This window comes from Actinacidiphila polyblastidii, assembly GCF_036353415.1.
In the GTDB taxonomy this organism is placed as follows: domain Bacteria; phylum Actinomycetota; class Actinomycetes; order Streptomycetales; family Streptomycetaceae; genus Actinacidiphila; species Actinacidiphila polyblastidii.
This window is the reverse complement of the sequence record NZ_JAZEWV010000029.1, coordinates 15,447-31,729: the sequence shown is the minus strand read 5'-3', so window position 1 is coordinate 31,729 and position 16,283 is coordinate 15,447. Positions and strand designations below refer to the sequence as shown.

16 protein-coding genes are annotated in these 16,283 nt (G+C 74.1%); 10 read left to right on the top strand and 6 right to left on the bottom strand.

All coding sequences use genetic code 11. The features are described 5' to 3' along the window. The first annotated feature begins 154 nt into the window (after positions 1-154). From V2S66_RS26130 to V2S66_RS26115, 4 genes are read left to right on the top strand one after another with little or no spacing between them, the layout of a single operon-like run. Positions 155-448, top strand: a complete 294-nt coding sequence (locus V2S66_RS26130; RefSeq protein WP_330799054.1) for a hypothetical protein — start codon at positions 155-157, stop codon at positions 446-448. Between the two features lie 5 nt (positions 449-453). Then, complete coding sequence (locus tag V2S66_RS26125) at positions 454-1,746, top strand: hypothetical protein (RefSeq protein WP_330799052.1); 1,293 nt, start codon at positions 454-456, stop codon at positions 1,744-1,746. Between the two features lie 9 nt (positions 1,747-1,755). After that, a complete protein-coding gene (locus tag V2S66_RS26120) occupies positions 1,756-2,154 on the top strand; it encodes a hypothetical protein (protein WP_330799050.1) in 399 nt (132 codons plus the stop codon). Beyond that, positions 2,151-2,777: a hypothetical protein gene (locus V2S66_RS26115; RefSeq protein ID WP_330799049.1), complete on the top strand. Its 627-nt coding sequence runs from the start codon at positions 2,151-2,153 to the stop codon at positions 2,775-2,777. Before V2S66_RS26120 ends, V2S66_RS26115 begins: the two co-directional genes overlap by 4 nt. A gap of 12 nt (positions 2,778-2,789) precedes the next feature. Here the strand turns inward: V2S66_RS26115 and V2S66_RS26110 are convergent, their stop codons facing one another. The 3 genes from V2S66_RS26110 to V2S66_RS26100 form a co-directional block, all read right to left on the bottom strand. Next, positions 2,790-4,433, bottom strand: a complete 1,644-nt coding sequence (locus tag V2S66_RS26110) for a transporter (protein ID WP_330799048.1) — start codon at positions 4,431-4,433, stop codon at positions 2,790-2,792. Continuing rightward, the gene (locus V2S66_RS26105; RefSeq protein ID WP_330799047.1) at positions 4,430-5,281 is read right to left on the bottom strand and encodes an ABC transporter ATP-binding protein; all 852 of its coding nucleotides are present in this window, start codon (positions 5,279-5,281) and stop codon (positions 4,430-4,432) included. Before V2S66_RS26105 ends, V2S66_RS26110 begins: the two co-directional genes overlap by 4 nt. Before the next feature lie 174 nt (positions 5,282-5,455). Then, entirely contained in the window at positions 5,456-6,112 is a 657-nt protein-coding gene (locus V2S66_RS26100) for a bifunctional DNA primase/polymerase (protein ID WP_330799045.1), read from the bottom strand. A 225-nt stretch (positions 6,113-6,337) separates the two neighbouring features. Here V2S66_RS26100 and V2S66_RS26095 point away from each other — a divergent pair, with 225 nt between their 5' ends. Beyond that, complete coding sequence (locus V2S66_RS26095) at positions 6,338-7,717, top strand: transcriptional regulator (protein WP_330799044.1); 1,380 nt, start codon at positions 6,338-6,340, stop codon at positions 7,715-7,717. A gap of 408 nt (positions 7,718-8,125) precedes the next feature. Beyond that, complete coding sequence (locus V2S66_RS26090) at positions 8,126-9,721, top strand: hypothetical protein (RefSeq protein WP_330799043.1); 1,596 nt, start codon at positions 8,126-8,128, stop codon at positions 9,719-9,721. Positions 9,722-9,785: 64 nt separating this feature from the next. Here the strand turns inward: V2S66_RS26090 and V2S66_RS26085 are convergent, their stop codons facing one another. Beyond that, the gene (locus V2S66_RS26085; RefSeq protein ID WP_330799042.1) at positions 9,786-11,039 is read right to left on the bottom strand and encodes an ABC transporter substrate-binding protein; all 1,254 of its coding nucleotides are present in this window, start codon (positions 11,037-11,039) and stop codon (positions 9,786-9,788) included. A 160-nt stretch (positions 11,040-11,199) separates the two neighbouring features. On the opposite strand from V2S66_RS26085, the gene V2S66_RS26080 reads away from it, so the two are divergent. Both V2S66_RS26080 and purU read left to right on the top strand, forming a co-directional pair. Continuing rightward, positions 11,200-11,646: an SCO4402 family protein gene (locus V2S66_RS26080; RefSeq protein WP_330799041.1), complete on the top strand. Its 447-nt coding sequence runs from the start codon at positions 11,200-11,202 to the stop codon at positions 11,644-11,646. Positions 11,647-11,749: 103 nt separating this feature from the next. Continuing rightward, positions 11,750-12,634 (top strand): formyltetrahydrofolate deformylase, encoded by an 885-nt coding sequence (gene purU / locus V2S66_RS26075; RefSeq protein WP_330799040.1) that lies wholly within the window; start codon positions 11,750-11,752, stop codon positions 12,632-12,634. Between the two features lie 17 nt (positions 12,635-12,651). Here purU and V2S66_RS26070 read toward each other — a convergent pair whose 3' ends face one another. Both V2S66_RS26070 and V2S66_RS26065 read right to left on the bottom strand, forming a co-directional pair. Next, positions 12,652-14,190, bottom strand: coding sequence for a maleylpyruvate isomerase N-terminal domain-containing protein (locus V2S66_RS26070; RefSeq protein ID WP_330799038.1), 1,539 nt, complete (start codon positions 14,188-14,190; stop codon positions 12,652-12,654). Next, a complete protein-coding gene (locus V2S66_RS26065; protein WP_330799035.1) occupies positions 14,187-14,762 on the bottom strand; it encodes a sigma factor in 576 nt (191 codons plus the stop codon). The genes V2S66_RS26070 and V2S66_RS26065 overlap by 4 nt, the downstream gene beginning before the upstream one ends. 282 nt (positions 14,763-15,044) lie before the next feature. Here V2S66_RS26065 and V2S66_RS26060 point away from each other — a divergent pair, with 282 nt between their 5' ends. Further along, positions 15,045-15,416 (top strand): STAS domain-containing protein, encoded by a 372-nt coding sequence (locus V2S66_RS26060; protein ID WP_330799149.1) that lies wholly within the window; start codon positions 15,045-15,047, stop codon positions 15,414-15,416. 368 nt (positions 15,417-15,784) lie between these two features. Further along, positions 15,785-16,192 carry an ATP-binding protein gene (locus tag V2S66_RS26055; RefSeq protein ID WP_330799034.1) on the top strand — a complete coding sequence of 136 codons (408 nt, stop codon included), beginning with the start codon at positions 15,785-15,787 and terminating at the stop codon, positions 16,190-16,192. Positions 16,193-16,283: the final 91 nt, after the last annotated feature.

The following is a 16,283-nucleotide window of genomic DNA, read 5'->3' as shown; positions in this document are numbered from 1 at the left end:
GCCTGCACGCGGGGGCTGCGGGCTGCTGCGCCGCCTCGCCTGGTGACCCGATCGGTGGCATATGCCGGGGTACCCGTAACCGCGGCCCTGAGCACGACCGTTGTTCCGGTCGTGAACAGCGATTACGAGTGCGGGTGCGCGGGTGGGTGCGGTCGTGGCTGACCTGCGGGTGACGGACGAGGTGCTCGCCGACGCCGAGCGGCTGCTGAGCCGGCTGCACGGCGAGTTCCGGGGCATCGCCGAGCACCGCGACGACCTTCGCCAGGTCTGGGGCGCCGCACCGGTGGCGCACGCTATGGACGCGTTCGTCGACAACTGGTCCTGGCACCGCGGGAGACTCCTCGCCGGCATCGAGTCGGTGGGCGGCCTGGTCGGCGAGGCGCGGGAGACCTTCCGCCGCACCGACCGGCAGTTGGCGGCCGGCCACCGTCTGCCCAAGGCCGGGTGAGCGCGGTGGGCCGCCGTCCGCGCGACTGGCACCCCCTCGCCGCCGCCGACCCCGTACCCGGCGACCCCGACGCGATCCTGGACGAGGTCGCGCACCTGAAGCACGTCGCGACCCTGCTCAGGCGCGAGGCCGGCGACCTGCGCGTCATCGCCCAGGGCGACGGCCTCGTGGGACGCTACGCCGAAGCGCTGCGTGACGGCGCCCGTGATCTCGAAGGCCACCTGGGCGAGACCGCCGGCCGCTACGAGCGCGTCCACGGCCATCTGACGTGCTGGGCGCACGAGTTGGCGGGCCTCCAGGCCGACGCGGCGCGCATCCTGCGGGCGGCCAGGGAGGACGCGGGGGCGGACCCCGGGTCCGGTTCCGGCGCCGATGACCCCCTGGCGGCCCACCGGGCCTCCCTCGCGAAGGTCGAGGCGCTGCGCGACGAGCGCGCCGGTCACTACGGACACCTCCTCGGCCACCAGATCGACGACAAGATCAAGGACAGCCGGTGGCAGCGGCTCAAGAACGCCGTCCACGACTGGCAGGGAGTCATCTCCCTCGCCGTCGACGTCATGAGCTGGACCGCCACGGTCATCGCCGTCGCCGCCCTCCTCACCACCCCGGCCGGGTGGGTCGCCGGGCTCGCCCTCTGGCTCTCCTTCGGCGTCCTCGCCGGCCACCTCCTGCTGGCCGCCGCCGGCGACGGCTCCTGGGCGGACATCGCCATGGATGCCTTCGGCCTGCTCACCATGCACGTCGGCAACGCCGCCCTCACCGAACTGCGCGCCGTCCGCGACGCCACCAAGCGGGCGGCGCAAGCCGCCGCGGACGAGGCCGCGGCGGCGAACTCCGCGCGCGCCACCCAGGCGGTACGCGACCGCGCGTCAGCGGTCGTCAACCGGCGCGGCGCCACCCGGGCGGAGCGGGCCAAGGCCCGCCATGACCGCAACATCGCCCGCGCCTCCAACCGCCGCGCCGGCCGCGACGCCGCGGACGCCGAGGCGTCCACCCCTATGCCGGAGGCGACCCGCTGGGAGGCGGTACGGATGGGCGGCGAGAAGGAATCGATGAACGTGCACAAGGACATTCAGCGAATGAGGGCTGCGTATCCGCGGAACGCCGCGGTGGCGCTGGCGAGTGAGGGTGCCGATGCGCGCAAGCGGGTGTTCGAGGCTACCTGGATGGCTGCGACGACGGTGGATGGCTTCGACAAAGGCGCCGGCAGCAGTGACATCTACCCAAGTAAGTGGCAGTACGGCCCGTACGGACGGCTCAAGGACCGTTACACAAGGGAAATCGGCTCGGCATGGTGAGGAGCACTGGTGTTTCCGAGTGATGCAGCAGAGAGTCCACTCCTTGCCCGGAGTGATCGACTGATCCGGCTTGGCGCAGCGCTTCCGATGCTCGCCTTCGGGGTCATCGCCGTCACCGCGCGGCTGCTCGACCCGAGCCAAACAACGTTCGTGGTCGAGATGCTTACGGTGACTCTTTGCGCGCAGTCGCTGACCTGGTGTGGTCTAGTCGGCGTTTGGCGCTGTGCGGCCTGGAACTCCGGCGTGCTGTTCTACATCTGGTTCGGTGGAACGATGGGCGTCTTGACCCTGCTCGCCACGGCCATCCCAGCCGTCATGCCCATCCCCCTCCTCGCCCCGCTCGTCGCCACCTTCGCCCGGTGGCGGGCCGGGCGTAGGGCGCGGCCCGCGGTGGAGGACGTGGCGTGACGCCCACCTCGTACAGCCTCGCGCTGCCCGCCGGGTGGGCCCGTGTTCCGTTGCGCGGTGGGACGCGAGCCGCGTTGGAGGAGAAGGTGTTCCGGGGGATCGAGCGGGTTCCGGCGGACGTGCCGCGGGATCAGGGGATGGCGTACCGGGCGTGGGTGCGGCGGCGGGTGGAGCGGATGGTGGGGGAGGCGCGACGGGCGGGCGGGCTCGACCTCTACGTGCCGGTGCGCACGCGGCGCCCGCTGCCGGCGTCGTTCCTGGTGGCCGAGATCGCCGAGGTGGCCGAGGTTGCGGCGGGCCCGGAGGCGCCGGGAGAGGCGGTCGTGCGGCTGGCCGGCGAGCGGAGGGCGGGCGCCGCCGGGGAGGTGCGCCACGTCGGGGACGGGCTCGGCGTGCGGTGGGAGTACGTACGGCCGCGGGACGCGGAGGCGGCGGCGGAGGACGACGTGCCGGTCGCGGCGTCGCGGCGCGTCGACTACGTCCTGCCGGTGCCGGCCGGCCACGGCCGCTGGCTGGCGGTGAGCCACTCCACCGCGGTCGACGGCGACCCGGCGGGCCCGTACGCGCAGGCGCTGACGGACCTGTTCGACGCGCTGATGACGACGTTCCGCTGGGCGTACTGAACCGCGGGAGTGTCACGTGCGGGCGACCACCGCGAGGATCTCCGGCAGCCGGTCGAGGAGCCTGGGCGCGGTGAGGCGCAGCGCGATCGCCGCCACGGCTGCGCCGTACGCCGCGCCGGCGGGGAGCACCGTCCAGAGCAGGGCGTGGTGTCCGGTCACGTGGAGGGCGACGGTGAGCGCGAGCACCGGCAGGCTGAGCACCGCTCCGCTCAATGTGCCGCCCAGCACGTTCATGGCGACCAGTCCGCTCTGTCCGGGCGCGGCGTTCTGGAACGGGTTGTCCTGCTGCACCGCGTACGGGTAGCGGACGCTCGCGTAGCCGCCGGTCGCCATGAGCGCGCCGAGGAAGGCCAACTCCAGGCCGAGCGTCTCGGGCAGCGCGTGCGGCCGGCCGAGCAGCAGTGCGGCGCCGGTGGTGACGACGGTGACGTACGGCACCGCGATGGCCGCGAGCGTCAGGGCGCGGCCGCGCAGTTCGAGGGCGGCGTCCCCGCGGTCGGCGATGGTGGCCGCGACGGTCCAGAACGCCGAACCGTCCATCCCGAACTGGTTGTACATCTGCATGCCGAGCAGCCCCGCCGCCCACAGGCACTGGTACACCGTGCCGTGCTGGACCACCGCGGCCAGCGGCAGCAGGAGCCCGACGGCTGCGCCGGCGGCCAGCGACGCCCTCGACCGCGGGTCGCGCCACAGGTAGCGGAACTGCCGCTCCATGACGGTGACGGTGCGGCCCGGCGCGAGCCGCCGCGTCAGCAGCAGCCGGGCCGGTGCGGAACGGGCGCTCCTGGCAGCGGCCTTGCGCTCCGCGCGGTCCGGCGCCGCCTGGACCGTGGAGGCGTCGGGCGACGTCATCAGGCGGTGCAGGGTGCGGTGCCACCAGTGCAGCAGCGCCGCCAGCACGGCCAGCGAGCAGAGCAGTTGGGCGGCGGCGAGCCCGTAGGCGCCGCGCGAGGCGGAACGCACCGCGTCGACGGCGGGCGCGGGCGGTATCCAGCGCAGCGCCGTGGTGAACGAACTCAACCGGTGCAGGTCGTGCCCGGACGACAGGGCGCTCGCGCCGAGGTTCGCGAGCTGGACGCCGACCGCGATGAACAGGCCGCTGAGCAGCGCCAGATCGCGGCCTCTGCGGCTGGTCAGCAGCCGGGTGTTGGCGGCGGCCACCGCACGCGAGACGGTCACGCAGGTCAGCACCACCAGTGCGACCGCGACCGCCGCGACGGCCGTCCCCGCCGCGCCGTGCGCGACCGCGACGACGGCGCCGGTGGCCACCAGGACGGTGAACAGCGGGCCCACGCCGATCAGCGAGGACGTGAGCAGTGCGGTGACCAGCGGCCGCGGCCGCAGCGGCAGCATGGCCAGCCGGGTCGGGTCGAGCGTGTCGTCGCCGCCGAAGAAGAACAGCGGCATCACCGCCCAGCCGACACCGAGGACGATGGCCACGGTGACGGCGGCGGCCGGTGCGTAGTCGTTGTGCCGCAGGGCGATCATGCCGGCGCCCGTCCCCAGCGCGTAGAGCAGCGCGAAGGCCACGCCGAGCGACCAGCCGACGGTACGGCCCCTGGACTGGCGCAGTCCGTTGCGCAGCAGGGACAGCTTGAGGCGGACGAACACCCAGGTCACCGACGGCGCCCGCCCGGCCCCCGCGGCGCCGCTCACCGGGTCGACCCGCCCAGCCAGTCCAGGCCGTCCCCGGCGCCCGACCGGCGCGCGCCGACCAGGGACAGGAAGGCGTCCTGCAGGGTGGGGGCGGCGCCGCGCACCTCGGCGAGCGGGCCGTGCGCGACGATCCGGCCGGCGGCCATCACCGCGACCCAGTCGCAGAGGCTCTCCACCAGCTCCATCACGTGCGAGGAGAACACGACGGTGCCGCCCGAGGCGGTGTACCGCTCCAGCACCCCGCGGATGACCTGGGCCGAGACCGGGTCCACGCCCTCGAACGGCTCGTCGAGGAAGAGCACTTCGGGGTTGTGCAGCAGCGCCGCCGCCAGGCCGACCTTCTTGCGCATGCCGGTGGAGTAGTCGACGACGAGCTTGTGCCGGGCGGCCGTCAGGTCGAGCACGTCCATCAGCTGGGCCGCCCGCTTGTCCACCTCCTCGCCCGGCAGGCCGCGCAACCGGCCGGTGTACGCGAGCAGTTCGCGCCCCGACAGCCGCTCGAACAGGCGCAGGCCCTCCGGCAGCACGCCGATGCGGGACTTGACCGCCACCGGGTCCTTCCACACGTCGCGGCCGCCGATCCACACCAGTCCGTCGTCGGGGCGCAGCAGCCCCGTCACCATCGACAGGGTGGTGGTCTTGCCCGCGCCGTTCGGGCCCACCAGCCCGATGAACCGGCCGGACGGCAGGTCGAGGTCGATGCCCGCGACGGCCGCCTGCTCGCCGAACCGCTTCCACAGCCCGCGCACCCGTACCGCCGCGGGCGGCCCGTCCGCGCCGCCCGCCTCCGCCGCCCGCCCGTAGTACGGCTCGGGCCCGCCCCGCGGCGTCTCCTGCGACTGACCCATGCCGCCCGCCACCTCTCCCCGTCCCCGCCGGCACCCGGCTGCTGCCGTCCTCGTCCCGCCCACCCTAGAACGGGTCACTGACAGTGACGACGGGTCGCGCTCCGAATCAGTGCCCGGCCCGGCTCCCAGCCGGTCCCGAGCGGGCCTGAGCCGGCCGCGAGGGCCGCCGCCCGGTCAGTGCACGCGCGGCTGCGCCGCGTCCACGCCGCACGCGTACGCCAGCGGGCTCAGCAACTCCTCGGCGTCGGGCAGCCAGCGGTTGAGCGCGGTGGGCCGGCGCACCCACTGCACCGAGGCGCCGGTGCCCATCCGGGTCGGCGGCGCGGGCACCCAGTCGCCCTTGCCGCGCACCACCAGGTCGAGCGCGCCCGGCAGCCGGCCCAGCCGGCGCAGCAGCCCGGGAACCTTCGCCTGGGCGCCGGGCAGCACCAGGAACACCGTCCGCCGGGCCGGTGTGCGGATCACCGGTCCGAGCGGCAGCTCCAGCCGCTCCAGCCGGGCCAGCGCCAGGAAGCCGGCGCTCTCCGGCACGTCCAGCGCGTCGAACGTGCGCCCCGTCGGCAACAGCACGGAGGAGCGCGGCTGCTTGCACCACATGAGGCGCACCGCGGCGCCGTTGCCGCTCGCCTGGGCGGCCCAGTCGGGCCTGGTCGGGTGGGCGCCGGGGGCCGGGCAGGACGGCGAGGCGCAGGAGCAGCGCGGGGCGCCGCCCCCGGGCGCCTCCAGCCAGCAGCCGGGGAGCACGTCCCAGTGCCGTTCTTCCGCGTAACCGACCGCCGCGTCGCGGAGTTGGCCGGTGCGCGGCCGCGGAGCCGCGATGGTGTCTTCCACGGGCTGCACAACTGCCCCTGCCGATGCGGGTTACGGGCGCGGGCGGCGGCTCATCGCGGGCGCACTGATGCACTGCCGGGGGCGCGCACGCGCGATCGGGGCCCGGCGGGGGTAGTCAATTCCGAGCCGGAAACCACCCGGTGAGGGTGAAATGCCGTACCTGCGCGTATTTCTCCGGTACGGCGCGGGAAGACTTGGCACGCGAGGCACGACGAGGGGGGACCGATGGCCGCACGACCACTTGTGGCGCGGCAGCCGAACGAGCGGCTCCAGGCACTGATCCAGGAGGCCGGCTGCTCGAACGCCGGACTCGCCCGCAGGGTCAACGTCTGCGGGGCGGAGCACGGCCTCGACCTGCGCTACGACAAGACGTCCGTGGCCCGCTGGCTGCGCGGCCAGCAGCCGCGCGGCCGGGCGACCGCGATCATCGCCGAGGCGCTCGGCCGCAAGCTCGGCCGGTCGGTGTCGATAGACGAGATCGGCATGGCCGACGGCAAGAACCTGGCCACCGGGATCGGCCTGCACTTCGCGCCGACCGTGCTCGGCGCGATCGAGCAGGTCTGCGAGCTGTGGCGCAGCGACGTGGGCCGCAGGGACTTCCTGTCCGGCTCGACCGTCGCCGCCTCGGCCCTCGTGGAGCCCAGCCGCGACTGGCTGATCACCCGCCCCGACCAGGGCGTCGCGCGCAACGGCGGTGCCAGGGTGGGGATGTCGGACGTCGAGGCGGTCAGGGCCACCACGCAGGCGCTCACCGAGCTGGACCACCGGTTCGGCAGCGGCCACGTCCGCCCGGTCGTCGTCCACTACCTCAACAGCGTGGTGTCCGGCCTGCTCGCGGGCACCTACCGGGAGGCGGTGGGACGCGAACTGTTCTCCGCCGCGGCCCGGTTGACCGAACTGGCCGGGTACATGGCGGTCGACACCGGCCAACCCGGCCTGGCGCAGCGGTACTACATCCAGGCGCTCCGCCTCGCCCAGGCGGCCGGCGACCGCGGCTACGGCGGCTACATCCTGGCCGCCAGCATGAGCCACCTGGCCGCCTCCCTCGGCAACCCGCGGGAGATCGCCCAACTCGCCCGCGCCGCACAGGAAGGCGCCCGCGGACAGGTCACCGCCACCGCGGAGGCGATGTTCCACGCCGCGGAGGCCCGCGGCCACGCGCTGCTCGGCGACGCGCGCACCTTCGCGACCTCGGCGGGCGACGCCGTGGCCGCGATGGAGCGTTCGGAACCGGACCAGGACCCGCCGTGGATCGCGCACTTCGACCACGCCTACCTCGCGGACGAACTCGCCCACTGCCACCGCGACCTGGGACAGGCGGTGCCCGCCGCCCGGCGGGCCGAGGAGGCGCTCGCCGCGCACCCGGCCACCCGCTCGCGCCGCCGCGCGATCGACCTCTTCCTGCTCGCCGACGCCCAGGTGCAGCAGCGCGACCTGGAGCAGGCGTGCGACACCGCCACGCAGGCCGTCACCCTGCTGTCGGGGCTGCGCTCCAGCCGCGGCGCCGAGTACCTGGACGACTTCAGGCACCGCGTGGAGCCGTACGCGACGGACCCCTCGGTGCGGGCGTTCGTCGCCCGGCTCGACGACCGGGAGGCCGCCTGAGACGACCTGGCGCGCTCCGAGCCCGGCTGAGGCCGGCCGAGGCCGGCTCGGGGGCGGACCGCGAGGAGCCCCCGCCGGCTCCGGAACGCCCCCTGGGCCGCGCGTCGTTCGCGGCGGGGCCGGCCCGCCGCCGTTCCGCACCGCGGCGCGCGAGCCGGTCGCCCACGCGGCACAGAAGGTGACAACTGCGGGCAGCCACCGAATCGTTACCGTACCGACACCCCGTCTCCGCGGGTCCGCCAAAGCGCTGGGCAGACCCGCACGGACCGGGCGCGGCACGGCGCCCCGCCACGCGCGCCCACTGTGGTGTGCCGCTCACTCGTTCGGGTACGTGGCCGGGGCTCAGATTCACCCGGTAGCGTTGGCGGACGGTTCCGACGGCAGGGTAGAGGCGGGAGTGGGGCGGCGATGCACAGCAGCGGACGCGGCGAGGAATCGCCCGATGCGTACCGGGGCGTCGTCCTCCCCTCAGGGCAGGACCAGGCACCCCTGACGTACGGGGAGCACGTCCAGCCGGCGGCGGGCACGCCCTGGGGCGCCCCCGGCTCCCCGCAGGCGGCCCCCGGCGGTGGCCAGCCGGAGCCCGCCGACGCGACCCAGATGCTGCCGCCCTACCCCGGCGGCGCGCCCGGCCACGCCGCGCCGGGCCCCGCGCCGGTCGCGGACGCCACGCAGATGCTGCCCCCGTACCCGGGCGACGCCCCCGGCGGCCTGCCGCCGCAGCCGCCCGCCGCGGCCGCACAGGGCGGCGTGCCGCCGCTGCCGCCCATGCCGCCGCAGCAGCCCGGCTACGACCTCGGCCGCCCGGCGCAGCAGCCGCCGGTCGCACCGGCGGAGGCCACCCAGGCGCTGCCGCTGTCGATCTTCCAGGAGCAGGACTCCTACGGCAGCCCGCAGCAGTACGACGGCCAGGCGCAGCAGTACGACGCGCAGGCGCAGCAGTACGACGGCGGCTACGGCGCCCCCCAGCCGCAGCAGCCCCAGCAGCCGACGTACGAGCAGGCGTACGGCGGCGGCCCCGCGTTCGGCCAGGGCCAGGGTCAAGGCGGCCAGGGCCAGGGCCAGGGACCCGCGCAGGGGCCCGGCCAGGGGTACCAGGACTACGGGGACGGCTACGGGCAGCAGCCGGCCCAGCCGCCGCAGCACGACAGCGACTACGACCACCTCTTCCGCAACGACGTGCCGAGCCCGGCACCGGTGCGGCCGCACATCATCCAGCCGCCGGACCGCAGCCAGCAGGCCCAGCAGCAGGCCCAGCAGGGGCAGCAGGCCGGCCAGCAGCCCTACGGAGGCCCTCCCGGCGGCTACGAGCCCGCCTACGGCTACGACGGCGACGGCGGCGGTCCTCGCGGCGGCAGGAAGCTGTCGCCGAAGGTGCTGATCGGCATCGTGGTGGCGGGCTGCGTGGTGGCCGGGCTGGTGGTCGGCGGGCTGCTCAACAGCGGCGGCGGCGCCAAGGCCGGCGACCCCGGCGGCAAGAACAGCACCAGCGCCCCCGGCACGCCGAGCGCCTCCGCCTCGGCGTCCGGGAGCACCGCGGACGACGCCGCGAAGCAGCAGGCGCAGGCGCTCGACGCGCTGCTGAAGACCAGCGGCAGCAGCCGCAGCTCGGTGGTCGACGCGGTCGCGGCGATCAAGGACTGCAAGGACATGGCCGGGTCGGCGACCGCCCTGCGCTCCGCCCAGAGCCAGCGCACCGGGCTGGTCACCCGGCTGCACACGCTGTCCGTCGACAAGCTCCAGGGCCACGCGGAACTCACCGACGCGCTCACCAAGGCGTGGCAGGCGTCCGCGGCCGCGGACGGCCACTACGCGAACTGGGGGGACCAGGCGCAGCAGGACGGCAAGGTGTGCAAGGGCGGCCACGCCCACACCACGGGAGAGGCGCAGGACGCCAACCGGGAGAGCGGCACGGCCACCGAGCAGAAGAAGCGCGCGGTGCGGCTGTGGAACGCCCTGGCCGACCAGTACGGGCTGTCCAAGCGCACGTACAGCCAGCTCTGACGGGCGCGCCGGGCGGGCGCCCGGCGCGGCCTCCTGCGCGCTTCCCGCGCGGTTCCGGCGCGGTTCAGCTCAGATCGGTGGACTTGAGCGTCGTGCCCAGGTCGATGAAGCCGGGCCGGGCGGCGACGAGGCGGCCGTCGCGGATCACCTGGTAGGTGACCTTGCTGTCGACGAGCCTGGCGTACTGCGGGACGCCCTTGAGGTCGGCGTCGGTCCAGCCCAGCTCGGGGGTCAGGCCGCCGGTCGACAGGCGCGTCGTGTGGTCCAGGGCGTTCTGCAGGCTCACCGGGGTGACCGCCTTGTCGCCCATCGCCTGCACCACCTTCGTCAGCACCGTGTAGGCGATCCACGTGGTCTGCTCGCCCGGGTCGGCGACGTCGATGCGGTCGTCGTCGAAGGCGTACTTGGTGACCGCGGCCTTCATCTCGTTCCACTTGGGGTCGCTCGACACCGGGTACCAGCCGGTGACGTACGCGTTCTCCAGCGGGCTCGAGGCGCCGCCGGTGGCGTCCACGACGGACTGCTCGACGCTGCCGAGCACCGAGGACAGCCGCACCTTCGGGGCGCTGTCGCCGGTCCTGCGCAGCGAGTCGAAGAAGGTCGGCGTGTGGTCGCCGAGCACCGCGGAGACGCAGCTGGAGGGCTTGTCGTCACCGACCGCGGTGGCCGCGGCCTGGGTGTAGTCCGTCGCGTCGTCCGGCGTCGGCAGGTCCTTCGCGGCCTTCTCGCCGCCGGCCTTCAGGCCGGCGTCCAGGAACGCCGGGTACTGGTCGCCGGTCGTGGAGTCGGGCCGCACCAGCGTGACGTTCCTGCACAGGTCGGCGAGCTGCCGGCCGCTGCCCGCGAGCAGTGCGGGCATGCCGCCGTTGACCGGGTACGACATCAGGCTCTGGAACTCGTCCTCGGTGATCCCGAAGCCCCCCAGGTACGGGATGCCCAGCGTCTGGAGCGCCGAGATGAAGTCGCCGCCGCGCTCGCTGTACGAGCCGACGACCGCCACCGCGCCCGCGTCCGACGCCTGCCGCGCGCAGTCACGAACCGCGGCTGAGTCGTCCCGCTCGTTGCAGGTCAGCACCTTCAGCTTGCGCCCGCCGATGCCGCCGCGGGCGTTGACGTACTTCTCGTACACCTGGGCCATCGCCAGCATGCCCGGCTTGTTGGTGCCGTTCGTGTCGACCGGAGCCCAGGTCATGACGACCACGGGTCCCGGGGAGCCCCCCGTGCCCCCCGGGATCACACCGCAGCCACTGAGCAGCGCGGAAGCGGCCAGTAAGGCCAGAGCGGTCCTGCGGATGCCGCGCGCACGCTGTGCAGTCATGTACCCGGAAGATTCCCGGTCGCCGCCAACGCGAGGGTGACCGGGAGCGAACGAAGAGTCACTTTCAGGTGAATTACAGGTGCCGCTGTTCGACTGCGTACGATCAGGCACTGTGCAAGGTTCGGAGAAGTCTTCCCGTCGCGGCCGTCGCTCCCCCACGATGGGTGGCATGCCGCTCAACGACATGCCGTGGTGGCGCTGGCGCAGCAACGTGCGCTCGGCGCTGCACATGATCAGCGACCCGGTGTTCCAGCGTGAGGTCTGGCAGGCCGGGCGCGAGGGATACGGGGACGTCACCGATGCCGTGTACCGCCTCGTCGAGGACACCTGGCTCGACAACTGGTCGGCCGAGAAGTACGTCGGCACGATCTTCCGCGACTCGCAGGAGGCCGCGCTCGTCGACGTCGCCGTGCTGCGGGTGCTGAAGATCCTGCACCAGGTGGGCGCCGACGCCCCGGCCACCGCCTACCTCGACCACCACGCCTGGCCGGAGGCCGTGCGCGCCGCACGGGAGGCCCATGTGCGGCTGGCCGCCGCGGACGAGGACGACCCGGACGTGCCGCCGCGCTCGCTCGAGGTGCTCGCGATCTACAACCGGACCGCCTGAGGGCGGTGCGCGCCGACGGCCGGGTGCCCCCGACGGCGCGCGGACGCGTTCCGCGTGACGGACAGGCGTGTCCGGGCGCGGGCGTTTGTGCCAGGCTGGCCGGGTGAACGCACAGCAGCAGCCGCCCGCGGCTGAACCGCCGTCGCAGTACGTCCTCACGCTGTCCTGCCCGGACAAGCAGGGCATCGTGCACGCGGTCTCCAGCTACCTCTTCATGACCGGCTGCAACATCGTGGACAGCCAGCAGTTCGGCGACCAGGACACCGGCCTGTTCTTCATGCGCGTGCACTTCTCCGCCGACGCCGCGGTCACCGCCGACAAGCTGCGGGCGAGCTTCGCCGCGATCGGCGGCGCCTACCACATGGAGTGGGCGATCCACCCGTCCGACGAGCGCATGCGCATCGTCCTCATGGTGAGCAAGTTCGGGCACTGCCTCAACGACCTGCTGTTCCGCGCGAGCATCGGCGCGCTGCCGGTCGAGATCGCCGCCGTGGTCTCCAACCACACCGACTTCCGCGACCTCGTCGGGTCCTACGGCGTCCCCTTCCACCACATCCCGGTCACCGCGGAGACCAAGGCGGACGCCGAGGCGCAGGTGCTCGCACTGGTCGAGCGGGAGAACGTCGAGCTGGTCGTGCTCGCCCGCTACATGCAGGTGCTCTCCGACGACCTGTGCGGCAAGCTCTCCGGCCGGATCATCAACATCCACCACTCCTTCCTGCCGAGTTTCAAGGGCGCCAAGCCCTACCACCAGGCGCACGCCCGGGGCGTGAAGCTGATCGGCGCGACCGCGCACTACGTCACCGCCGACCTCGACGAGGGCCCGATCATCGAGCAGGAGGTCGAGCGGGTCGGCCACGAGGTCACCCCCGGGCAACTGGTCGCGATCGGCCGGGACGTGGAGTGCCAGGCGCTCGCGCGCGCGGTGAAGTGGCACAGCGAGCGGCGGGTGCTGCTCAACGGGCGGCGCACGGTCGTCTTCGCCTAGGCCCTAGGCCCCAGGGTTCAGAGGCGGGACAGCGACGCCGCCGCGTACAGCACCTCGCGGATGGCGGTGCGGTCGCCGAGCTGGCCCGCCGCGGCCCGCTCGGGCTCCACGTGTCCCGCCGCCAGGTGGCAGAACTCCACGCTGTCCATGGCGACATGGGCGACCATGCTGTCCGGCGACGCGGTCGCGCCGGGCGAGTCCAGCGGCAGGTACCAGTTCCCGCCGCCGTCGCCCTCGATCTCCAGCCGCAGGCAGCGGCCCGGCCTGCCCGCGGACACCAGCCGGGTCGGCGAGTGCGCGAGCCCGGCCCTGCGCCGCTCCGCCAGCGCGCCGGGCAGCATGCGCGCGGCCAGGTCGACCATCGCGCCCAGGGCGCGCGGCGGCGGGGGATCGTACGGGTAGTCCACCGCGTCGGCGATGTCCCCGGCGTGGATCCAGCACTCGAAGGCCCGGTCGAGGAAGGCGTCCCGCAGCGGCAGGGCGAAGTCCCCGTAGTCGACGGGCAGTGCGCTCGCGCCGGGGCCGGCGAAGGAGACGGTGCGCACCAGCGTCATGGTCTGCTCGCGCCACAGCGAGCGCAGCGTCGCGCCCGGCAGGTGGCGTTGCGCGGCCCAGTGCGCCTCGGTGCGCTCCCAGGGCTCCAGCGGGAGTTCGCCCTCGGGCCGCGGGGAGTGGCCGAACCGGTCGCGCGCCACCGCGGCGAGCTGCGCCGCGCCGTGGCGTTCCGGGGGCCGGCCGTCGTCCTCGTCGCCGGGCGCCGCCAGTCCGAGCGCCCGGATCAGCAGGCCGTCCACGGCGGCCAGATGCGTCAGCACCTGGCCGACGGTGAACTGCCGTGTCACCGGCGCCCCGTCGAACCAGCGCAGCGCGACCGGCGCACGCCAGTACCCGTCGCCGAGATCGCGCAGCAGCGCGTCGAGCCGGGCGGCCTCCGCGCCGTACGGGCCCGCCCACTCGGGCATCGGAATCCGCGCCGGGCGCCGGCCGAGGCAGCCTTCGAGCACGCGGGCGCGCAGCAGCGGGTCGAGGTCGAGCGACTCCTCCTGGTGCAGCAGCCGTACGGCGTCGCGCAGCCGCAACGCCTCGTCCGCGCACGCCGCGCAGTCCGTGAGGTGCAGCTCGACGGCGAGCGCCTCGTCACCCGAGCACGCCGCCAACGCCCAGGCGCCGAGGAGGGACTTCAACGTCAGATGGTCGAAGTCGGGCGCTCTGGGCGGGTCGTACGCCTCAAGCGCCTCGGACGAGACGGGCACCTCGTGCGCCTCGGGCGAGAGGGGTGCCTCGGACTCCGCGGGCGGAGCGGACGGTTCGGAGGCGGACACGTCCTCCGCGGGCGCGGCGGCCGCCGAGGCGCTCGGGGCATCCGAGGCCGGCGGAGACACCGGTGGCAGCTCACCGCCGCGACCCCGACCCGCAGCACCGTCCACGGGGTGCCGGTCGTCCTGACGGCCCTGACCTCCCTGGCCGCGCTGCTGCGGCACGCGCGGCAGGCCGTCGCCGCCCCCGCCGGGGCCCTTGCCGTCGCCGTCGCCGTCGCGGTGGACGGGCCCGCTCATCGCAGGCCCCTGCGTGCGTGCTGGTCGAGCGAGGCGTCCGGCCGGCCGCCCGGCTCCATGGCGGTGGAGAGCAGTTGCAGTCCGAGCCGCAGCCGGCGCCGCGCCTCGTCCTCGCTCACGCCGAGCCCGGCGGCCGCCTCGCGGTAGTCGAGCCGTTCGCGGTAGGCGAGTTCGAGCGCGGCGCGCAGCGGCGTGGGCATGGAGGTGACGATGAAGTCGGCGCGGGCCGCGGTGTTCGCCTCGCGGACCCGGGCCTCGACCTCGGCCGGGGTGGACCGGCCCCGGTTCTCGTACTGCCGAAGCTGGTACACCGCATGACGCTGCGTCAGAGCGGCGATCCACGAGCGCATCGGGCCGTTCTGGGGGTCGTACGCGTCCGGGTTCTCCCAGATGTAGCCGAACACCTCGCGGGTGATCAGGTCGGCGGCCTCGTCGTCGTCCATGACGCGGTGGGCCAGGCTGTGCACGAGGGACGCGTAGCGGTCGTACAGCTCGGCGAGAGCTGCCTCCTCGCCGCGCGCCAGCCGCTGCTGCATCTTGCGGTCCCAGCGCGGCGGTGCGGGTGTCGCCATGTCCCGGCCCCTTGCCTCGTCCCACCCTTGCCCGTCCCCGGGCCGAACACCTTCGGTAGCCGGTCGTGTTCGACCCGTTCCTGCACGTCCAGACCGAAGGTACCGGCCGTTGGCCATGGCGTACGCGGCTTTGCACCAACCTCGCACCGACCGCGACCGCTTTTGGCGCTCTGTTATGCGGGTGTGACCGGAAGGTTGCGGAGTTACGACTGGGATCGGGCATAGGGTCGTTGCGATGACCGAAGTGACGTCGACGGCGAGGCGAGGTGGGAACCCGTGCTGGTGACCCAGGCCGAGCAGGACGGCTGGGCGGTGGTGACCGTCACCGGTGAGATGGATCTGATCTCCTCGCCGGCGGTCCGGCAGAAGGTGCACGACGCGGTGGCCGAAGGGCGGCGCAGCGTCGTCCTGGACCTGGCCGGAGTGCGGTTCTGCGACTCCAGCGGCGTGGGGGTGCTGATCGGCGCCCGCCGGCTGATGCGCTCCTGCGCGGGACGGCTGCGGATCGTGCTGCCCGAGGGCGGCACGCCGGGCACCACGGGCGGCGCCCACGTCAACCGGGTACTGGCGGCGCTCGGCGTGCGCAGGCTCTTCGAGGTCTTCCCGGACCTGGAGGCGGCCACCGACGACGCCGCCCGGCCGCTCTCCGCCTGAGGCCGCGAGCGGTGGAGCCGGCGCAGCCGGCCGGTTACGGAGTGTCCGCACGGCGTCGTGTCCGATGCGTGACTTGTCACACGGTGGAGTCGGGATCGACCTCGGGTACGCTCCATCGGGTGCGCGTGCTCTGCGGGGACTCTCGAGGCGCCGTCCGGTCGGTCCGGACGGGCGTCCAGGCGGGGCGCGCGCGGTCTCGCCCCATGCGCCGCACAGTATGCGGCACGCCCCGTCCTTCGCGCTGGAATATGCCCGAAGCGCTTGTTGGGGTGACTGTCGGTCGATCATGCTGTGTGCTGTCGAGGTCACGCACGGTGATCTTGGACAGGCGTGAGGCGTCGTGTCCGCCGGTTCGGATGGTGTGAACAGTGAAGGTGCTTCAGGTGCAGCTGGAGGTCGGTGTCGACCCCGCCGAGGTGGGGCGGGCTCGCCGATGGGCCAGGTCGCGGCTGGTGGGCTCCGGGATAGGAGCCGACGAGCCGGTCGCCGAGACGCTGATCCTGCTGATCTCGGAACTCGTCACCAACGCGGTCGTCCACACCGGCTGCCCCGCGGTGCTGCGCATGCTCTTCCCGTCCGCCCCCGCCGCTCCGGTACGGGTGGAGGTCGCCGACACCAGCCAGGCCCCGCCGGCCCCGCGCCACGCGGGACGCGAGGAGACGGGCGGCCGCGGCCTCGAACTCGTCGACGGCCTCGCCGACCGCTGGGGCTGGCAGCCCGAGGGCGGCGGCAAGCAGATCTGGTGCGAGGTCGACCGCGGCGCGGTCCTGACCTGAGCCTCCGGTCCTGACCTGGGCCTCCTGTCCTGTCCGGTCCGGCCCGTCGTCGCCCCCCCGCGGCGGGCGTCACGATCGCCGCACTCGCCGC

Excerpts from the sequence above, each read along its gene's own strand:
- V2S66_RS26090 (WP_330799043.1), top strand. The coding sequence starts at position 8,126 with ATGCACAGCAGCGGACGCGGCGAGGAATCGCCCGATGCGTACCGGGGC.
- V2S66_RS26085 (WP_330799042.1), bottom strand. The coding sequence starts at position 11,039 with ATGACTGCACAGCGTGCGCGCGGCATCCGCAGGACCGCTCTGGCCTTA.
- V2S66_RS26095 (WP_330799044.1), top strand. The coding sequence starts at position 6,338 with ATGGCCGCACGACCACTTGTGGCGCGGCAGCCGAACGAGCGGCTCCAG.
- V2S66_RS26070 (WP_330799038.1), bottom strand. The coding sequence starts at position 14,190 with ATGAGCGGGCCCGTCCACCGCGACGGCGACGGCGACGGCAAGGGCCCC.
- V2S66_RS26105 (WP_330799047.1), bottom strand. The coding sequence starts at position 5,281 with ATGGGTCAGTCGCAGGAGACGCCGCGGGGCGGGCCCGAGCCGTACTAC.
- V2S66_RS26080 (WP_330799041.1), top strand. The coding sequence starts at position 11,200 with ATGGGTGGCATGCCGCTCAACGACATGCCGTGGTGGCGCTGGCGCAGC.
- V2S66_RS26065 (WP_330799035.1), bottom strand. The coding sequence starts at position 14,762 with ATGGCGACACCCGCACCGCCGCGCTGGGACCGCAAGATGCAGCAGCGG.